The 17,424-nt window shown below is 71.7% G+C and carries 15 protein-coding genes; 13 read left to right on the top strand and 2 right to left on the bottom strand.

Translation table 11 applies throughout. From position 1 onward, the window contains the following. Window positions 1-79: 79 nt before the first annotated feature. The 6 genes from ACFVHO_RS36325 to ACFVHO_RS36300 all read left to right on the top strand — a co-directional run bounded on the left by ACFVHO_RS36325 (window position 80) and on the right by ACFVHO_RS36300 (window position 7,253). Window positions 80-1,483 carry a DUF6421 family protein gene (locus ACFVHO_RS36325; protein WP_385724476.1) on the top strand — a complete coding sequence of 468 codons (1,404 nt, stop codon included), beginning with the start codon at window positions 80-82 and terminating at the stop codon, window positions 1,481-1,483. A gap of 26 nt (window positions 1,484-1,509) precedes the next feature. After that, window positions 1,510-2,250 (top strand): SDR family NAD(P)-dependent oxidoreductase, encoded by a 741-nt coding sequence (locus tag ACFVHO_RS36320; RefSeq protein WP_385724474.1) that lies wholly within the window; start codon window positions 1,510-1,512, stop codon window positions 2,248-2,250. Next, window positions 2,247-3,317 (top strand): threonine aldolase family protein, encoded by a 1,071-nt coding sequence (locus ACFVHO_RS36315; RefSeq protein WP_385724471.1) that lies wholly within the window; start codon window positions 2,247-2,249, stop codon window positions 3,315-3,317. The genes ACFVHO_RS36320 and ACFVHO_RS36315 overlap by 4 nt, the downstream gene beginning before the upstream one ends. 90 nt (window positions 3,318-3,407) lie before the next feature. Next, on the top strand, window positions 3,408-4,013 hold the full coding sequence (locus tag ACFVHO_RS36310) for a transglutaminase domain-containing protein (protein ID WP_385724468.1): 606 nt from the start codon (window positions 3,408-3,410) through the stop codon (window positions 4,011-4,013). 218 nt (window positions 4,014-4,231) lie between these two features. Beyond that, window positions 4,232-6,475, top strand: a complete 2,244-nt coding sequence (locus ACFVHO_RS36305; protein WP_385724467.1) for a glycoside hydrolase family 95-like protein — start codon at window positions 4,232-4,234, stop codon at window positions 6,473-6,475. Window positions 6,476-6,563: 88 nt separating this feature from the next. After that, entirely contained in the window at window positions 6,564-7,253 is a 690-nt protein-coding gene (locus ACFVHO_RS36300; protein ID WP_385724464.1) for a B3/4 domain-containing protein, read from the top strand. Between the two features lie 24 nt (window positions 7,254-7,277). On the opposite strand, the gene ACFVHO_RS36295 is transcribed toward ACFVHO_RS36300, so the two are convergent. Beyond that, complete coding sequence (locus ACFVHO_RS36295; protein WP_385724461.1) at window positions 7,278-8,006, bottom strand: lysophospholipid acyltransferase family protein; 729 nt, start codon at window positions 8,004-8,006, stop codon at window positions 7,278-7,280. Between the two features lie 257 nt (window positions 8,007-8,263). Here ACFVHO_RS36295 and ACFVHO_RS36290 point away from each other — a divergent pair, with 257 nt between their 5' ends. The 4 genes from ACFVHO_RS36290 to ACFVHO_RS36275 all read left to right on the top strand — a co-directional run bounded on the left by ACFVHO_RS36290 (window position 8,264) and on the right by ACFVHO_RS36275 (window position 11,356). Further along, window positions 8,264-8,599 (top strand): TlpA family protein disulfide reductase, encoded by a 336-nt coding sequence (locus ACFVHO_RS36290; protein WP_385724458.1) that lies wholly within the window; start codon window positions 8,264-8,266, stop codon window positions 8,597-8,599. A gap of 207 nt (window positions 8,600-8,806) precedes the next feature. Beyond that, on the top strand, window positions 8,807-9,313 hold the full coding sequence (locus ACFVHO_RS36285; protein WP_385724455.1) for a flavin reductase family protein: 507 nt from the start codon (window positions 8,807-8,809) through the stop codon (window positions 9,311-9,313). Window positions 9,314-9,543: 230 nt separating this feature from the next. Then, entirely contained in the window at window positions 9,544-10,332 is a 789-nt protein-coding gene (locus ACFVHO_RS36280; RefSeq protein WP_087883011.1) for an electron transfer flavoprotein subunit beta/FixA family protein, read from the top strand. A 61-nt stretch (window positions 10,333-10,393) separates the two neighbouring features. Beyond that, window positions 10,394-11,356, top strand: a complete 963-nt coding sequence (locus ACFVHO_RS36275) for an electron transfer flavoprotein subunit alpha/FixB family protein (protein WP_289954191.1) — start codon at window positions 10,394-10,396, stop codon at window positions 11,354-11,356. Window positions 11,357-11,462: 106 nt separating this feature from the next. Here ACFVHO_RS36275 and ACFVHO_RS36270 read toward each other — a convergent pair whose 3' ends face one another. After that, window positions 11,463-12,365: an endonuclease/exonuclease/phosphatase family protein gene (locus ACFVHO_RS36270; protein ID WP_385724451.1), complete on the bottom strand. Its 903-nt coding sequence runs from the start codon at window positions 12,363-12,365 to the stop codon at window positions 11,463-11,465. 286 nt (window positions 12,366-12,651) lie between these two features. Between ACFVHO_RS36270 and ACFVHO_RS36265 the strand changes: the two genes are divergently transcribed. The 3 genes from ACFVHO_RS36265 (at window position 12,652) to ACFVHO_RS36255 (ending at window position 17,388) form a co-directional block, all read left to right on the top strand. Continuing rightward, entirely contained in the window at window positions 12,652-13,950 is a 1,299-nt protein-coding gene (locus ACFVHO_RS36265; protein WP_385724449.1) for a DUF6986 family protein, read from the top strand. Between the two features lie 135 nt (window positions 13,951-14,085). Then, on the top strand, window positions 14,086-16,167 hold the full coding sequence (locus ACFVHO_RS36260; RefSeq protein WP_385724447.1) for a serine/threonine-protein kinase: 2,082 nt from the start codon (window positions 14,086-14,088) through the stop codon (window positions 16,165-16,167). Window positions 16,168-16,398: 231 nt separating this feature from the next. Beyond that, window positions 16,399-17,388, top strand: coding sequence for a GNAT family N-acetyltransferase (locus tag ACFVHO_RS36255; RefSeq protein ID WP_385724444.1), 990 nt, complete (start codon window positions 16,399-16,401; stop codon window positions 17,386-17,388). The last annotated feature ends 36 nt before the right edge of the window (window positions 17,389-17,424 follow it).

Raw genomic sequence — 17,424 nt, 5'->3', positions numbered from 1 at the left:
TCCCGGATCCCCTCTTGAAACGGAGAACCCCGCACACATACGGTGTCCATACGCGAGGTTCTCCCGTGGAGGATGGGTCATGACGGAAATTCTTGTGCACACGGCGATGGAGGGTGGCGACGCCATCCGTGACGGACGAGTGGTGGATCACCCGGCCTGGCCGGAACTCAAGAGTGCCGTCGAGGAAATCAGGCCCTGGCAGTCCAAGGACGGGTCCATCGACTTCGAGCGCGAGGGCGCCCCGACCCGGGTCGACGCGGAGGCCGCGGTCAACCGCGTCATATCCGGCGTCGAGGCGCTCACCGCGCTGCTCCCGCACGACGAGGCGTACCACCAGGCGCTCGTGAGCGACCTGCGCGGGTGGGTCGACGGGGGCTTCGTGGTGCCGGACTTCCTGGACTCGCTGCTCGCCTTCCAGCCCGCGGCCCGCCGCGAGGACGGCCTGCAGCACCTCGTGATCTTCCCCATGTACACGCAGAACGGCAATCCGGACCGCAACTTCGAAGCGGTCGTGCTGCGCATGGTCTGGCCCGAGTGGCTCGCCGAGCTGGAGCGCACGCGCTACGACAACCCGCTGTTCTGCGGCATCACCTTCGAGGACTTCACTCCCGGGTACGACACCAACTCGGCCGTCCTCTTCCCCGAGACGATCGCCGTGCGCGAGGCCCCCGAGCGCTTCACCTGGGGCGGCATCTTCTGCGACCGCGAGGCGGCCCGCTTCCGCCGCGTCACCGAGTCCGCCGTGGACATCCTCGGCATCGAGCTGCCCGCCGACGTCCGCGCGATGCTCGACGACCAGGACCGCTGCCAGGAGGCCTTCGTCCTGTGGGACATGGTCCACGACCGCACCCACAGCCACGGCGACCTGCCGTTCGACCCCTTCATGATCAAGCAGCGGCAGCCCTTCTGGATGTACGGCCTGGAGGAGCTGCGGTGCGACCTCACGGCTTTCAAGGAGGCCGTGAAGCTCGAGGCCGACGGCGTGTCCCAGGCCCGCGACGTGCAGTACGCGGTCCTCTTCGACCGGATGTTCCGCTTCCCGGTCACCGGCGAGCGCGTGCGCAACTACGACGGCCTCGGCGGCCAGCTGCTCTTCGCCTACCTGCACAAGCACGACGTGGTCCGCTGGACCGACAACAAGCTGAAGATCGACTGGGAGCGCGCGCCCCAGGTCACCAACCAGCTTTGCGCGGAGATCGAGAAGCTGTACCGGGACGGCATCGACCGCCCCAAGCTCGTCCACTGGCTCGCCGGATACGCCCTGGTCTCCACCTATCTCGCCCCGCACCCGGGCTCGCGCTGGGCCAAGGGCCCCGACGCCCTGGACACCTCGCTGCCGCCGCGGAAACTGGTCGACGAGGTGCTTCCGGACGAGTTTCCGCTCAGCATGTTCTATGAGGCGCTCTCCAAGAAGCTCAAGGCAGTGATCGCCTCCACCCAGGGGATCACCGCGGGCTCGGGAGCCGGGAAGGTCGCCGCGTGAGCGACCGCAACAAGGAGGCGAGGACCATGTCCGCACTCGACGGAGCCGTAGTCGCGGTAGCCGGGGCCGCGGGTCCCGCGGGCCGGGCCACACTGCTCAGGCTCGCTGAGGCCGGGGCCACGGTCGTCGCCTCCGACGCCGACGCCGCACGCCTCGCGGAGGCCGTGGACGCCGCGCGGTACGCCCACGGCGGCGCCACGGTCACGGGCGACACCGTCGACCTGCTCGACCTGGAAGCGGCCCGCGCCTGGGCCGACCGCACCGAGAAGGAGTTCGGCCGCGTCGACGGCCTGGTGCACCTCGTCGGCGGCTGGCGCGGCAGCGCCTCCTTCGCCGAGACCGACCTCGGCGACTGGGACGTCCTGGAGGACCTCCTGATCCGCACCGTCCAGCACACCTCGCTCGCCTTCCAGGACGGCCTGCAGCGCAGCGGCAACGGCCGCTATCTGCTGATCAGCGCGGCGGGCGCATCGAAGCCGACGGCGGGCAACGCGGCGTACGCGTCCGCCAAGGCCGCCGCCGAGGCCTGGACGCTCGCGCTCGGCGACGCCTTCCGCAAGGCCGGGGGCGACGAGGGGCCGCGCGCGGCGGCTGCCATCCTGGTGGTCAAGGCGCTGGTGCACGACGCGATGCGGGCGGAGCGGCCGAGCGCGAAGTTCGCGGGCTTCACCGACGTCAAGGAGCTGGCCGAGGCCATCGCCGGAGTCTGGGAGCGGCCCGCCAAGGAAGTGAACGGAAACCGTCTGTGGCTGACCGAGAAGCCGTGAACCCACCCAAGACCGACGCGCGCCGGCACCACGACCCCGCCGTCCGCGGCTTCGCGAGCGACAACTACGCCGGTACGCACCCGGAGGTGCTCGCGGCCCTCGCCCTCGCCAACGGCGGCCACCAGGTCGCCTACGGCGAGGACGAGTACACGGAAGCCCTCCAGCAGGTGATCCGCAGCCACTTCGGGGCGAGCGCGGAAGCCTTCCCGGTCTTCAACGGAACCGGCGCGAACGTCGTCGCGCTCCAGGCGCTCACCGACCGCTGGGGCGCGGTGATCTGCGCCGAGAGCGCGCACATCAACGTCGACGAGGGCGGCGCCCCCGAGAAGGTCGCGGGCATCAAGCTGCTCACCGTGCCGACGCCCGACGGCAAGCTCACCCCCGAGCTGATCGACCGGCAGGCGTTCGGCTGGGAGGACGAGCACCGAGCGATGCCGCAGGTCGTCTCGCTCGCCCAGAACACCGAACTGGGCACCGTCTACACCCCGGACGAGATCCGCGCCATCGTCGAGCACGCCCACGGCCTCGGCATGCGGGTGCACCTCGACGGCGCCCGGATAGCCAACGCGGCCGCGTCCCTGAACGTCCCGATGCGGACGTTCACGAACGCGGTCGGCATCGACATCCTCTCGTTCGGCGGCACCAAGAACGGCGCGCTGTTCGGCGAGGCCGTGGTCGTCCTGAACCAGGACGCGGTGCGGCACATGAAGCACCTGCGCAAGCTGTCCATGCAGCTCGCCTCCAAGATGCGGTTCGTCTCCGTGCAGTTGGAGGCGCTGCTCGCCAAGGACCTGTGGCTGCGCAACGCCCGGCACGCCAACGAGATGGCGCAGCGCCTCGCCGAGGGCGTCCGCGCGGTGCACGGCGTGGAGATCCTCTATCCCGTCCAGGCCAACGCCGTCTTCGCGCGCCTGCCGCACGACGTCAGTGAACGGCTGCAGAAGCGCTTCCGGTTCTACTTCTGGGACGAGGCGGCCGGCGACGTCCGCTGGATGTGCTCCTTCGACACCACCGAGGACGACGTGGACGCCTTCGTGGCGGCGCTGAAGGAAGAAATGGCGCGCTAGCCGAACCACCCGACCCGGGCATTGCATAAGTATGCGGCCGATCGAAAAGTCATTGACTGTCGATCGGCCGCTTTCCTATGCTCGCTCGCCATGCAGCTGATCCAGCAGACCCCGGACCTCTCGGCCTACCTCACGGCGGACGAGGTCATCGACCACACGCATCCCCTGGTACGCGAGACGGCGGCCCGGCTCGCCAAGAACGCGGCCGACTCCTACGCATACGCCTGCGCCGCCTACGAGTTCGTACGGGACGCCGTCCCGCACTCCGCGGACACCGGTGACACGCGCGTCACCTGGCGCGCCTCCGACGTCCTGGAGCAGAGGACCGGCATCTGCCACGCCAAGGCCCACGCCCTGGCCGCACTCCTGCGCGCCGAGGACATCCCGACGGCGCTGTGCTATCAGCGCCTCCTGCACGACGACGGCAGCGGCTTCGCCGTCCACGGTCTTGTCGCCGTGCGCCTCGACGGCGCCTGGCACCGGCAGGACCCGCGCGGCAACAAGCCGGGCGTGGACGCGCAGTTCAGCCTCGACGGCGAGCGGCTCGCCTGGATCCCGGACGCGTCGACGGGCGAGGTCGACTACCCCGAACTCCATGCCTCCCCGCACCCGTCGGTGCTCGCCTGCCTGCAACAGGCCGCCGACCGGCCGCAGCTGTGGGACACGCTGCCGACGGAGCTGCCGGCCGCCGGGTAGGCCGGGTGGGCCGGGTGGGCCGGGTGAGGGTGCGAGGTCATTCATCGGAGGACAGGTCGAGTACGTGAAGCCAATGCTCTCGCAATTCCCATGCGCGACGCATTGGTTGGAGATTCATCCGACCTATTCCTGTCGGATTCCTTGACGCGTACCCGTCCGGGCGTCGATGCTGCGTGCCGTCCGAGCTGTCGCGCTGTCCTCTGTCGGAAGGCCTCGCCATGTCCCCCATCTCGCGGCGCGCGTTCGTCGCAGGCACCTCCGGAGCGTTAGTGGCGGCCGGGTCCCCTGTCGCCTGGGGCAGACCCCCGGCCGCCGCGCCGGACGACGTGCACGGCGCGCTCCTTCGCGACGCCGCGATGGTGTGGCGGCGCCCGCCCGGCGGCTGGCAGGAGGGCTCGTTCCTCGGCAACGGGTTCCTCGCCGCCCATCTGTACGTCAAGCCCGGCGAGGGCAACGTCCTGCGTGTCATGATCAACCACTCGTACGTGCAGGACCAGCGCGGTCAGTGGGAGGCCGCGATCGGCTACTCCCGGCTCGGCGTCGGCTTTTTCACGCTGACCCTCGCGGGCACGATCACCGGCGTCGACTGGCGGCTCGACCTCGACAACGCCGAGCTGACGGGCACCATCACCACGGCGCGCGGCAGTGTGCGGTTCACCGCCCTGATCCTCAGTCAGGAAGACGTCCTGCTTGTGTCGTCGGAGCCGAGCGCGGGCGAGGAGGCCGCCGCCTGGGGCTTCACGGCGCTGCCCTCGCACACCACCCGCACCACCCGCGTCCCGCCCGACTACACCGCGAACCCCGACCCGACGACCGCCCCCGGCGTCGTCGAACAGCCCCTGCACGCGGGCGGCGGCTACACCACCGCCTGGCGCGAGGTGCGCTCCGGCACGAAAAGGCTCCTCGCGGCCACGATCGCGTACGGACACCCCAGCTCGACCGGTCGCGAGGAGGCCGAACGCACCGTGCGGCGCGCCCTCGACGGCTCGCCCGACGCGGCGATCGCCCGGCACCGGGACTGGTGGCACGCCTTCCACCGGCGCAGCTTCGTGTCCGTACCCGACAAGAAGGTGCAGCGCTTCTACTGGATCCAGCTCTACAAGCTGGCGTGCGCCACCCGCAGCCACGGGCCCGTCACCCCCGTCTTCGGACCCTGGTTCCCGGAGACCGGCAACAACTGGACCAGCATCTGGTGGAACACCAACGTCCAGGTGACGTATCCGATCGCCAACGGCTCCAACCACCGCGAACTCGACGCCGTCACACCGACGTTCGCGAAGCACCACGAGAACCTGGAGTCCAACATCTGGCCGAGGCTGCGCGACGGCGAGACCTACGCCCTGTGCCACCCCGGCGACTGGAAGCTGCGCTCGGGCCCCCGCTACGTCGGCATCCCCGGCGAGAGCCCCAACGACCACACCGGCAACCTCACCTGGGCGCTGCACAACGCCTGGGTCACCTACCGCCACCACATGGACGACGACGTCCTGCGGCACGTCATCCGCCCCGTCCTCACCAAGGCCGTCACCTACTACGCGCGGCACCTCACCGAAGGCTCCGACGGCCGCCTCCACCTGCCCGAGACCCGCTCCCCGGAGTACGCCAACGCCTCCGACTGCACCTACGACCTCTCGCTGCTGCGCTGGGGCGTCACCACGCTCCTGGACTCCGCGCGGCGGCTGCGGCTGCGCGACCCGCACGAGAAGCGCTGGCGCGACATCCGCGACCGGCTCGTGCCGTACCACGAGAACGAGAACGGCGTCATGATCGGCGACGGCGTCCCGCTCGCCGAGTCGCACCGCCACTACTCGCACCTGCTGTGGCTCTATCCGCTCCAGGAGAAGCTGGACCGGCGCACCTTCGACCACTGGGCCGGTCGCCAGGACCGCTGGCACGGCTACAGCTACGCGGCCGCCGCCTCCATGGAGACGCTCTTCGGCAAGCCCGAGGAAGCCCTGCGCCACCTGCGGTTCTTCCTGGACGGCAACGTCACCGACAAGTGCGCGATGACGCCCAACACGATGTACCGCGAGGGCTCCAACTTCGCGCTGGAGAGCCCGATCAGCGCCGGACAGTCCCTGCTCGACATGCTGACGCAGAGCCACGGGGGAGTGCTGAAGGTCTTCCCCGCCGTGTCCCGCACCTGGGCGGACGCGAGCCTGCAACAGGTGCGCACACAGGGCGCGTTCCTCGTCGACGCCTCACGGCGCGACGGGCGCACCGAGTGGATCAGGGTGGAGAGCGAGGCCGGGGAGCCGCTGCGGCTGCGGCACGGCATCACCGGCGCCATCGACGTACGCGACGAGGGCGGACGGCCGCTGCCGTACACGGGCCGGGACGTCATCAGCGTGCCGCTCGGGCGCGGGCAGTCCGCGGTGATCACGCCCAAGGGGGCCAGGCCGTCGCTGCGCCCGCGTGATGTGCGGGCGAACGGGACGGAGCCCGCCTGGGGCCTGCCGTAGGGGTCGGAAATCGACGGAAGTCCAACATGGTGCACTCGATGGTGCCCTATGCTGCACTTCCGTCGATTTCCGCGAACCAAGGCAGACCATGACGCTCACCCTCACCGTGTCCGACGAGGTGCGCACGCTCGCGCCCGGCTTCACCCATGTCGCCATCGAGGCGTACGACCTCGTCAACGGCCCCAGCACCGACACCACCTCGGCCCTGCTCGACGACGCCGCCCGCCGCCTCGCCGCCCGCCTCGAGGGCCGCGCCCCGCACGAGGACCCGCACATGGTGGCCTGGCGCGCCGCGTACACGGCCTTCGGCGCCAAGCCTTCGCGCACCCGCAACTCCGCCGAGGCGCTGGCCAAGCGGGCGCTCGCGGACGGCGGACTGCCGCGGATCAACGCGCTCGTCGACGTCTACAACGCGATCAGCGTGGCCCGTCTGATCCCCGTCGGCGGCGAGGACCTGGACCACATCAAGGGCGACATGCGGCTCGTGCGGGCCACCGGGGACGAGGACTTCGTCACCATGGCGGCGGGCGAGCGCGCCGTCGAGCACCCGGAGCCGGGCGAGGTCGTCTGGCGCGACGACGAGGGCGTCACCTGCCGTCGCTGGAACTGTCGGCAGGGCCCGCGCACCCGCCTCACGGAGGCGAGCGTGAACGCGATCTTCCTGCTCGAGGGCATGGGGCCGGACGCGGGCCTGGAGGCGGCGGGCGCCGAACTCGCCGAGCTCCTGGAGAAGGTCAGCCCGGGGGCCCGCGTCACCGTCCACGCGCCGGTGGGATAGGGCACGCCCCGGCCGGGCGGTGGGTCAGCCCGCCTCGGCGGCGCGGACCTCGGCGGGCGTCGGGGCCGTGCCGCCGAGGTGCGCCGGCATCCACCAGGTGTCCTCCGGGCCCTTGGGGCGCACGGGGTAGGCGCGCTGCGCGGCCTCGAGGAGCTCCTGGCAGCGCTCGCGCAGACGGCGCGTGATCGCGCCCGCGTACTGGTCCTTGGGGGCTTCCATGCGCTCGCCGACGCGGATCGTGATCGGCAGGCCCTGGCGCTTGAGGTTGCGGGGGTGCCCTTTCGTCCACAGCCGCTGCGTGCCCCACAGGGCCATCGGGATCAGCGGGACCCCGGCCTCCTGGGCCATGCGCGCGGCACCCGACTTGAAGGACTTCAGCGTGAACGACTGCGAGATCGTCGCCTCGGGGAAGACGCCGATGATCTCTCCGGCGCGCAGCGAGTCCAGGGCGTGGGCGTAGGCCGTCTCGCCCTGCTTGCGGTCCACCGGGATGTGCTTCATGCCGCGCATCAGCGGACCGGAGATCTTGTGCCGGAAGACCGACTCCTTCGCCATGAAGCGCACCACGCGCTTCTGGGGCAGGGCCGCGAGGCCGTCGAAGATGAAGTCCAGGTAGCTGATGTGGTTGCTGACCAGGACCGCCCCGCCCGAGCGCGGAATGTTCTCGGAGCCCTTGCAGTCGATCTTCAGGTCGAGAGCCTTGAAGAAGGTCTTGGCGGCGCCGATGACCGGTCGGTAGACGAGTTCTGCCATGGCTGGGGAGGGCCCTTCGTGTCTGCCAGAGGAGAGGGCCTTTGGCAGGAAGCTAAGTTACGGATCCGTAGGGTCTACGGCTCCGCCAGATCGTGCCCCAAGAACGAGCGGCTGGCCAGCCATGGTGCCCGTATCGCGCGAGATTCTCGTCACGTCGGAATCTTTCCGTACGCGCGTGCGCTGTAGGGATGGACGTATGTGGAGCCCCGGTGGGGCGGATCGAGGCCCTCGGTGGGGGCGGGAAAGGCGGGGCACGCGTGACAGGGGTGCGCGGAGGTGAGGGCGTGGTGCCGCTCGGTGTGGCGGAACTCGGCGCGGAGCTCGGTGAGAGAGCCACGCTCGTGCAGTTCTCCAGCGCGTTCTGCCAGCCGTGCCGGGCCACCCGCAGGGTCCTCGCCGACGTCGCCGCCATGGTCCCGGGCGTCGCCCACGTGGAGATCGACGCGGAGGCCGCCCTCGATCTCGTACGCGCCCTGGGCGTCGACAAGACCCCGACCGTGCTCGTCCTGGACGCCGCCGGGCGCGAGGTGCGGCGCGCGGCGGGACAGCCGCGGAAGGCCGATGTGATCGCGGCCCTGGGGGCGGCGGTATGAGCGATATGCGATGGTCCACGGAGCCTTCACATCACGGAACGGGCTTGACTGCACCCGGCATCTATCGTCAGCCTGCTGCCATGCCCCCGGAGCTCCTTCTCTACGAGCGTGTCCACGTGGACCTCGCGCGCCATGCCAGTGCGCGCTGTTGGTCCCGCTGAGCAGCCACGGACCCGTTCGTACCTCTCGGCAGAAGGACACAACTCCATGACGGCCACGCCCGACCTCTCCGCCCCCCAGCTCGCGACGCCCGACCTGCTGCGCTCCGCCTTCCGCAGGCACGCGGCCGGAGTCGCCGTGATCACCGCACGGGGCGCGGACCCCGTCGGCTTCACCGCCACCTCGCTCACCTCGGTCTCCGCCGAACCCCCGATGGTCTCCTTCGGCATCGGCACCGGCGCCTCCAGCTGGCCCGCGATATCCGCGGCCGAGCACGTCGGCGTCCACATCCTCGGCGAGCACCAGCAGGAACTCGCCGCCACCTTCGCCCGCAGCGGCGCCGACCGCTTCGGCGCGCCCACGCGCTGGTTCGACGGGCCCGAGGGCGTGCCGGTCCTGGAGGGCGTGCTCGCCTGGATGGTGTGCCGGATCGTGGCGCGGGTGCCCGCCGGGGACCACCGGGTGGTCCTGGCCGAGGCCGTCGCCGGAGACCCCTCGGGGGCGGGCCGCCCGCTGTTGTACCACCAGGGACGCTTCAACGCGCTGCGTGACTGAGAGTTCCCGATGACGCGGGGTGCGCGTGATTACGGAGCGTTGCGAAGGTCACAGTTCAAAGCGCTTGCTCAGGGGGAAAGTACTGGGTGTACTCATGAGTAATATTCCGGTTGGAGCGGGGCCGCCCCAACCGGGACCCGCCGCTTCAGGCGCCTATGCTGCCTGCAAGAAGGCAGTAGCCCGCAGCCAAGGCAGCAGCCCAGTAATGACGATGCAGTAGGAGAGCCGGCGTGAGCTTGAGGATCGTTGTCTGTGTGAAGTACGTGCCCGACGCCACCGGCGACCGGCACTTCGCCGAGGACCTGACCGTCGACCGCGACGACGTGGACGGTCTGCTCTCGGAGCTCGACGAGTACGCGGTCGAGCAGGCCCTGCAGATCAAGGAAGCGGCGGACGACGACGCGGAGATCACGGTCCTCACCGTCGGCCCCGAGGACGCCAAGGACGCGCTCCGCAAGGCCCTTTCGATGGGCGCCGACAAGGCCGTCCACGTCGAGGACGACGACCTGCACGGCACCGACGTCATGGGCACCTCCCTGGTCCTGGCCAAGGCCGTCGAGGAGACGGGTTACGACCTCGTCATCGCCGGTATGGCCTCCACCGACGGCACCATGGGCGTGCTGCCCGCGATCCTCGCCGAGCGCCTGGGCGTGCCGCAGGTGACGCTGCTCTCCGAGGTCTCCGTCGAGGGCGGCGTGGTGAAGGGCCGCCGTGACGGCGACACCGCCTCCGAGCAGCTCGAGGCGTCCCTGCCCGCCGTCGTGTCCGTGACGGACCAGTCGGGCGAGGCCCGCTACCCGTCCTTCAAGGGCATCATGGCCGCCAAGAAGAAGCCGGTGAAGTCGCTCGACCTGGACGACCTGGACATCGACGCCGAGACCGTCGGCCTCGAGGGCGCCTGGACCAAGGTCGACTCCGCCGCCGAGCGTCCCGCGCGCACCGCGGGCACGATCGTCAAGGACGAGGGCGAGGGCGGCAAGCAGCTCGCGGAGTTCCTCGCCGGCCAGAAGTTCATCTGAGCTGAGCTTCAGTCACCCCTCACATCCCAACTTCTTCGTAATCGCAGGAGATTGAAGTCCCATGGCTGAAGTTCTCGTCTACGTCGACCACGTCGACGGCGCCGTCCGCAAGCCCACCCTGGAGCTGCTCACGCTGGCCCGCCGCATCGGTGAGCCCGTCGCCGTCGCGCTCGGCTCCGGCGCCGAGGCCACCGCCGCCACGCTCGCCGAGCACGGCGCGGTGAAGGTCCTCACCGCCGACGCCCCCGAGTTCGCCGACTACCTCGTCGTACCGAAGGTGGACGCGCTCCAGGCCGCCTACGACGCCGTGTCCCCGGCCGCCGTGCTCGTGCCGTCCTCCGCCGAGGGCAAGGAGATCGCGGCGCGCCTCGCGGTCCGCATCGAGTCCGGCATCATCACCGACGCCATCGACCTGGAGGCCGGTGACGAGGGTCCGGTGGCCACGCAGTCCGTGTTCGCGGCCGCGTTCACCACCAAGTCCCGCATCTCCAAGGGCACCCCGGTCATCACCGTGAAGCCGAACTCGGCGCCGGTCGAGGCCGCCCCGGCCGCGGGCGCCGTCGAGGCCCTGTCCGTGTCGTTCTCCGCCCAGGCCACCGGCACCAAGGTCACCGCGCGCACCCCGCGCGAGTCCACGGGCCGCCCCGAGCTGACCGAGGCCGCGATCGTCGTCTCCGGCGGCCGCGGTGTCAACGGCGCCGAGAACTTCGCGATCATCGAGGCGCTCGCGGACTCGCTCGGTGCCGCCGTCGGTGCCTCCCGCGCCGCCGTCGACGCCGGTTGGTACCCGCACTCCAACCAGGTCGGCCAGACCGGCAAGTCCGTGTCGCCGCAGCTGTACATCGCCTCCGGCATCTCCGGCGCGATCCAGCACCGCGCGGGCATGCAGACCTCGAAGACCATCGTGGCCATCAACAAGGACGCCGAGGCCCCGATCTTCGACCTGGTCGACTACGGCGTGGTCGGCGACCTCTTCGAGGTCGTCCCGCAGCTGACCGACGAGGTCAAGTCGCGCAAGGGCTGAGCCCGTCGGGTCGGGGGAGCGCCGGGGCACCGGCTCTCCCGGCGGCCCGCGGCCGAGGCCGGGCGAGGCCCCCGCTTCCGCCGTGCGGACGCGGGGGCCTCGCGCGTCACAGCGTCAGGCTCGCCTGCACCGGCAGGTGGTCGCTCGGGAACTGCCCGCCGATCGAGAAGGTGTTGATGGCGGCGGCGTGCACCCGGGCGCCCGGCGTCGCCAGGATCCAGTCGATGCGGTCGCCGTCGGGGACGAGCGGCTTGTAGCCGTGGAACGTCGCGTACTGCTTGCTGCGCTCGTCCGCCGCGTCCCAGGTGTCGACGAGCCCGGCGTTCAGCATCGTCTCGTACACCGGGTTCTTGTGGGCCGCGACGTTGAAGTCGCCGGTGACGATCAGCGGCAGCGACCGGTCGAGGGTCGTGATCCGGTCGGTGATCAGGTGCGCGGCGCGGGTGCGGGCGTACTGACTGGCGTTGTCCAGGTGGGTGTTGAGGACGTACAGCTCGCCGTCCGTGCGCCGGTCCAGGAAGCGGACCCAGGTCACCATGCGGATCGAGCCGCCGCCCCAGGTGTTGGAGCCGATCACGTCCGGGGTGTCGGAGAGCCAGAAGTGGTCGTAGGCGACGGGCAGCAGCCTGCGCGTGTCGTAGAAGACCGTCATGAACTCGTCGCGGCTGCCGCCCGCGCGGCCCGTGCCGATCCACGCGTAGTGCTGCCCCAGGTCCTCGGCGATGTCCTGCACCTGCTGGTAGAGACCCTCCTGGGTGCCCACGACGTGCGGGCGGGCGCGCCGCAGCAGCTCCCGCGTGACGGGGCGGCGGTCGGCCCAGGTGTTCGGCGGGTTCGTTCCCGCGTAGCGCAGGTTGAACGACATCACCTCCAGGCGGCGGCCCGGACGCTCCACCGCGCGGGCGGGCGACGCGGCCAGGGCGGTCGCGAGCAGCGGGACCGTGACGGCCGCGGCCGCGGCCGCCGTCCGCAGGCCGGAGCGGCGGGTCACTCGGTTGTCGGTCGGCACGCGTTCTCCTTCATCGGGTCGTGGTCGGTGCGTTGGGTCACGGTCGGGCCACGGTCAGCGTGAAGTGCGCCCACGGGAGTGTGGAAGCACCATCTGAGACACGCGTGAACACTCGGGGACCGGCACGCGAGAAGGTGTTGACCAGCGGGAAGGTGCACGGATAACTTCAGTATGCGGATGTTTGATTCCGTCAGACGGAAAGGCCGTACGGGAAGACCGTCGGCGATGCCGTGGGTGTGAGTCACTGAGAACCGGTGTGGGTCACTGAACAGTGGAGGGTGCACGGATGGGTCAGCAGGAGAAGGTGTCCACGAGCCTCGCAGGTGCGGTCAGCGAAGGCATCAGTGCCTCGCTCGCGCCGGTCGACGCGGAGCTCGAACGCCGGTACCCGGGAGACCCCGGCACCCGCCAGCCCGTGCACACCGTGTACGTACCCGGTGAGGCCTTCGCCGCCGACACCATCCGCGACTGGGGCGACCGGGCCCTCGCCGCCCTCGACGAGCACGCCCCCGACGCCGCCTCCTTCGCCGCCGTACTCGGCCTCGCCGACGAACTCGCCGAGCCCGTCTACACGCGCGTGCGCGCCAAGCTGGAGCGCGAGCCCGTGGAGGACCTGCGCGTCGACTTCGAGGACGGCTACGGCGGGCGCACCGACGCCGACGAGGACGCCCACGCCGCCCGCGCGGCCCGTCTGATCGCCGAGGCCTACGCCACAGGCACGGCCGCTCCGTACATGGGCATCCGCATGAAGTGCATGGAGGCGCCGGTACGCGACCGGGGCATTCGCACCCTCGACGTCTTCCTGTCCGGCCTCATGGAGGCGGGCGGGCTGCCCGACGGACTCGTCCTGACGCTGCCCAAGGTGACGTACGCCGAGCAGGTCACCGCGATGGTGCGGCTCCTGGAGGAGTTCGAGAAGGCCCGCGGCCTCGCCCCGGGCCGGATCGGCTTCGAGATCCAGATCGAGACCAGCCAGTCCATCCTCGCCGCCGACGGCACCGCCGCCGTCGCCCGGATGATCGACGCCGCCGAGGGCCGCGCCACCGGCCTGCACTACGGCACCTTCGACTACAGCGCCTGCCTCGGCGTCTCCGCCGCCTACCAGGCCAGCGACCACCCCGCCGCCGACCACGCCAAGGCCGTCATGCAGGTCGCCGCCGCGGGCACCGGCGTGCGCGTCTCCGACGGCTCCACCAACGTGCTGCCCGTCGGCCCCACCGCGAAGGTCCACGACGCCTGGCGGCTGCACTACGGCCTCACCCGGCGCGCCCTCGCCCGCGCCTACTACCAGGGCTGGGACATGCACCCCGGCCACATCCCCACCCGGTACGCCGCCGTCTTCGCCTTCTACCGCGAGGGCTTCGCGCAGGCCGCGGCCCGCCTCGCCGCCTACGCCAACCGGACCGGCGGCGACATCGCGGACGAGCCCGCCACCGCGAAGGCGCTCGCCGGGTATCTGCTGCGCGGCCTGGACTGCGGGGCGCTCGACACGGCCGAGGTCACCCGTCTCACCGGCCTGACGCTCGCGGGGCTCCAGGTGTACGCGGGGCCGCGCCGGGGTGATCTGACGCCGTCGGCCAAGTAGGGGCGCGACCGGGGGCGGGCGTCCCGGAGTCTTCACGAGACGTCCCGCACCGCCTGTCACTTCTGCCCCGTACTCTGTACGCCACACAGCACATCAGCACGACGGCGACACAGGGACCACAAGGACGGGGCAGCGGTGTCTTCGGGGGAACAAGGACAGACGGACGGGATCGGCCGCATCCTCGCCGGGCGGTATCGCGTCCTCGCGCAGCTCGGGCGCGGCGGCATGGGCGTCGTGTGGCGCGCGCTCGACGAGGTGCTGCACCGCGAGGTCGCGGTCAAGGAACTGCGCACCTACACCGACACGGCCGGGCCCGAGCTGGCCGACCTGCGGCTGCGGATGCAGCGCGAGGCCCGCGCGGCCGCCCGGGTGCGCCACCCCGGAGTCGTCGCCGTGCACGACGTCGCGGAGGTCGACGGGCGGCCGCTGATCGTCATGGAGCTGGTCGACGGCCCGTCCCTGGACGACGTCCTGCGCGAGCGCGGCCCGCTCGACCCGCGCGAGGCCGCGGCCATCGGCGCCAAGGTCATGGACGCCCTGGCCGCCGCCCACCGCGCGGGCGTCCTGCACCGCGACGTGAAGCCCGGCAACATCCTCCTCGGCACCGGCGGCCGCGTCGTCCTCACCGACTTCGGCATCGCCACCATGGAGGACCCCGGCGACGGCTCGGCCACCCACCTCACCCGCAGCGGCGAACTCGTCGGCTCCCTGGACTACCTGGCGCCCGAGCGCGCCCAGGGCCAGGAGCCCGGACCCGCGTCCGACGTGTGGGCGCTCGGCGCCACGCTGTACGCGGCCGTCGAGGGCGCGTCCCCGTTCCGCCGCACGTCGACGTGGTCCACGCTCACCGCGATCGTCGTCGAGCCCCTGCCCGTGCCGCTGCGCGCGGGCACGCTCATGCCGGTCCTTCGGCTGCTCATGGACAAGGACCCGCAGGCACGCCCGGACGCGGAGGGCGCGCGGCGGCTGCTTGAGCAGGTGGCCGCGGGGGAGTCGATCTCGGGGGTTTCGCCGGGGGCGGGCGCGGCGGGAGCTGCTGGCGGGGCTGTGGGGGCCAGTGGGGACATCAGTGCTCCCGGTGCTGTAGGGGCCACTGGGCCTCTTGGGGCTGTGGGGCCTGTCGGGGCGACCGGGTCTCTTGGGTCCACCGGTCCCGTCGGGGCGGCCGGGTCTGCTGGCGCGACCGGGCCTCTCGGGTACGAGAAGTCGTCGTCCCAGGGCGTCGGGAGCGTCGGGAACGGGGAACGCGAGCCCACGGTGCGCCATGTGCCGACCGCGCCGCCGCCCGGTTTCGGCCCGCCTCCCGGTGTGTCCGGAGCGACCGCGGCGTCCGGAGCGGCCGGGGCGTCCGGAGTCGCTGGTGCGTCCGGAGTGGCCGCGGGGCACGGAGGGCCGGGCGTGCCCGGCGAGCCCGCGGCGTTCGGCGCGCCGGGTGCGGCGCCCGCGGGGTCCATACCCGCGCCCGCTCCGGAGCCCTCCGGCCGGCGTGCCGCGCGGGCGGGCCGGCCGCGCCGGGGCAAGGCCCTGCTCGCCGCCGCGGCCGTGGCGGTGGTCCTCGCGGTGACGGGCGTGACCGTGGCGGTGCTGTCCGGCGGGGACGACAAGAAGGACCAGGCGCGGGACGGGCGGGACGCGCAGGAGGCCGGGAGCACCGTCGAGCCGGGCTCGGACGCGAGCCGGGGCGCGCTGGACCCGGACGGCTCGAAGCCCTCGAAGCAGGGCGACAAGAAGCAGAAGCCCGCCAAGGACGCCGAAAGCCCCGACAAGTCGGGCAAGGACGACCGGGACGACGACGGCGAGAAGGGCGACGGGGCGTCGGACGACGACTCCGGGTCCGACTCCGGCTCAGGCGACGAGCCCGACACACGCCCCAAGGAGTCGTCCAAGCCGCCCAAGGACGACACGTCCGGAGGTTCCTCCGGCGGCGACGAGGAGCCCGCCTGCCATCCCGCGGGCGGCGGCAAGTACAACTGCTCGGTGTGGCAGACCGCGAAGTCGTACCAGGCTTCGGGCGCCGAGGCGGGCATCCTCAACGCGGGCACCAACTACTTCTACTGCCAGCAGAACCTCGGCCGCCGCGAGACGCACGGCCAGTGGACCAACGTCTGGTGGGCGAAGACGGACGACGACAGCGGCAACACGAACGTGTTCGTGAGCGATGTGTACATCCGGGGCGGCGACAACGACAAGCCGCTTCCGGGCCTGCCGACCTGCTGATTCCGGGACCGCCCGGCCACGGAGCGAGACAGCGCGGCCGCAGAGCGGGACGGCCCGGCCGCAGATCGGGATCGCCCGCCCGCAGAGCGAGACAGCCCGGCCGCAGAGGGCGTGCCGGGCACGCGGGACGGCGTACGCCGGGGTGTGCCGGACCGGGTGTGCCGGACGGCGCGGGGCCCGCCGCAAACAATCCGGTTGCGCGGCCCGCGCGGCGGCGCGGACCCTTGCCGGATGGACGAGTTGACGCCCACGGAAGCCCGGACCGGCCGGGACGATCCGGCCCACGACGACGAACTCACCGTACGCGCCGCGACCCCCGAGGACGCGGTGGAGATCTGCCGCCTGCTCAACACCATCGACATCCTGGAGCTCGGGCACCCGGAGACCGACCTGGGCACCGTCGAGGTCGACCTGGTTCACCCCGAGGCCGACCTCGCCCACAACTCCTGGCTGGCCTTCGACCGCGGGAACATGGTCGCGTACGGACTCCTCTGGGACGACTCCGGAGCCGACCGCATCGACGCCGACCACTACGTCCTGCCCGACCACCAGGACGCGGGTGAGCGGGTGCTCGCCGCCATCGAGACCCGCGCCGCCGAACGCGCCGCAGAGAACGGCGCGACCCGCGCGGTCGTCCACCTCAACCTCAACATCCGCCCCAGCCTCGACGGGGCGACGCTCACCCGGCGCGGTTGGCACACCGTCCGGCGCTACCACGTACTGACCCGCCCGCTCTCCCGCGCCGCCGACCCCGCCCCCACCCCGCCGACGGGCCTGACCCTGCGCGACTGCGCGGCGGAGGTCGACCGGCGACGCGCCCACGCGCTGGTCCAGGAGACCTTCGTCGGCCACCACGACCACCAGTCGCGCACCTATCAGCAGTGGCTGGACGACCTGGGCGAGGGCATGGACTGGTCCCTCGTCTGGATCGCCGCCCTCACCGGGGCGGGCGACGTCGCCGTCGCCGTGACCCGCGACGACCGCGCGGCCATGGCCTGGATCCCCTACCTCGGCGTCCGCGAGCACGCCCGCGGCCGGGGCCTCGCCGGCCATCTGCTGCGGCACTCCTTCGCCGTGTACGCCGCCCGCGGCCGCGACACCATCGGCCTCGGCGTCGACACCGAGAACGCCACCGGCGCCCTGAACCTGTACACGGCCCACGGCCTCGCCCTGCACTACGCCGTGGACACCTGGGAGGTCACCCTGCCGACGCCCCGCTAGAGCCGCCCGGAAGCATTTCCGGACGCCCGGCTGCGG

The sequence above is a fragment of the Streptomyces sp. NPDC127108 genome, from assembly GCF_042677545.1.
Classification (GTDB): Bacteria; Actinomycetota; Actinomycetes; order Streptomycetales; family Streptomycetaceae; genus Streptomyces.
This window is presented reverse-complemented; position numbering and strand designations above follow the sequence as displayed.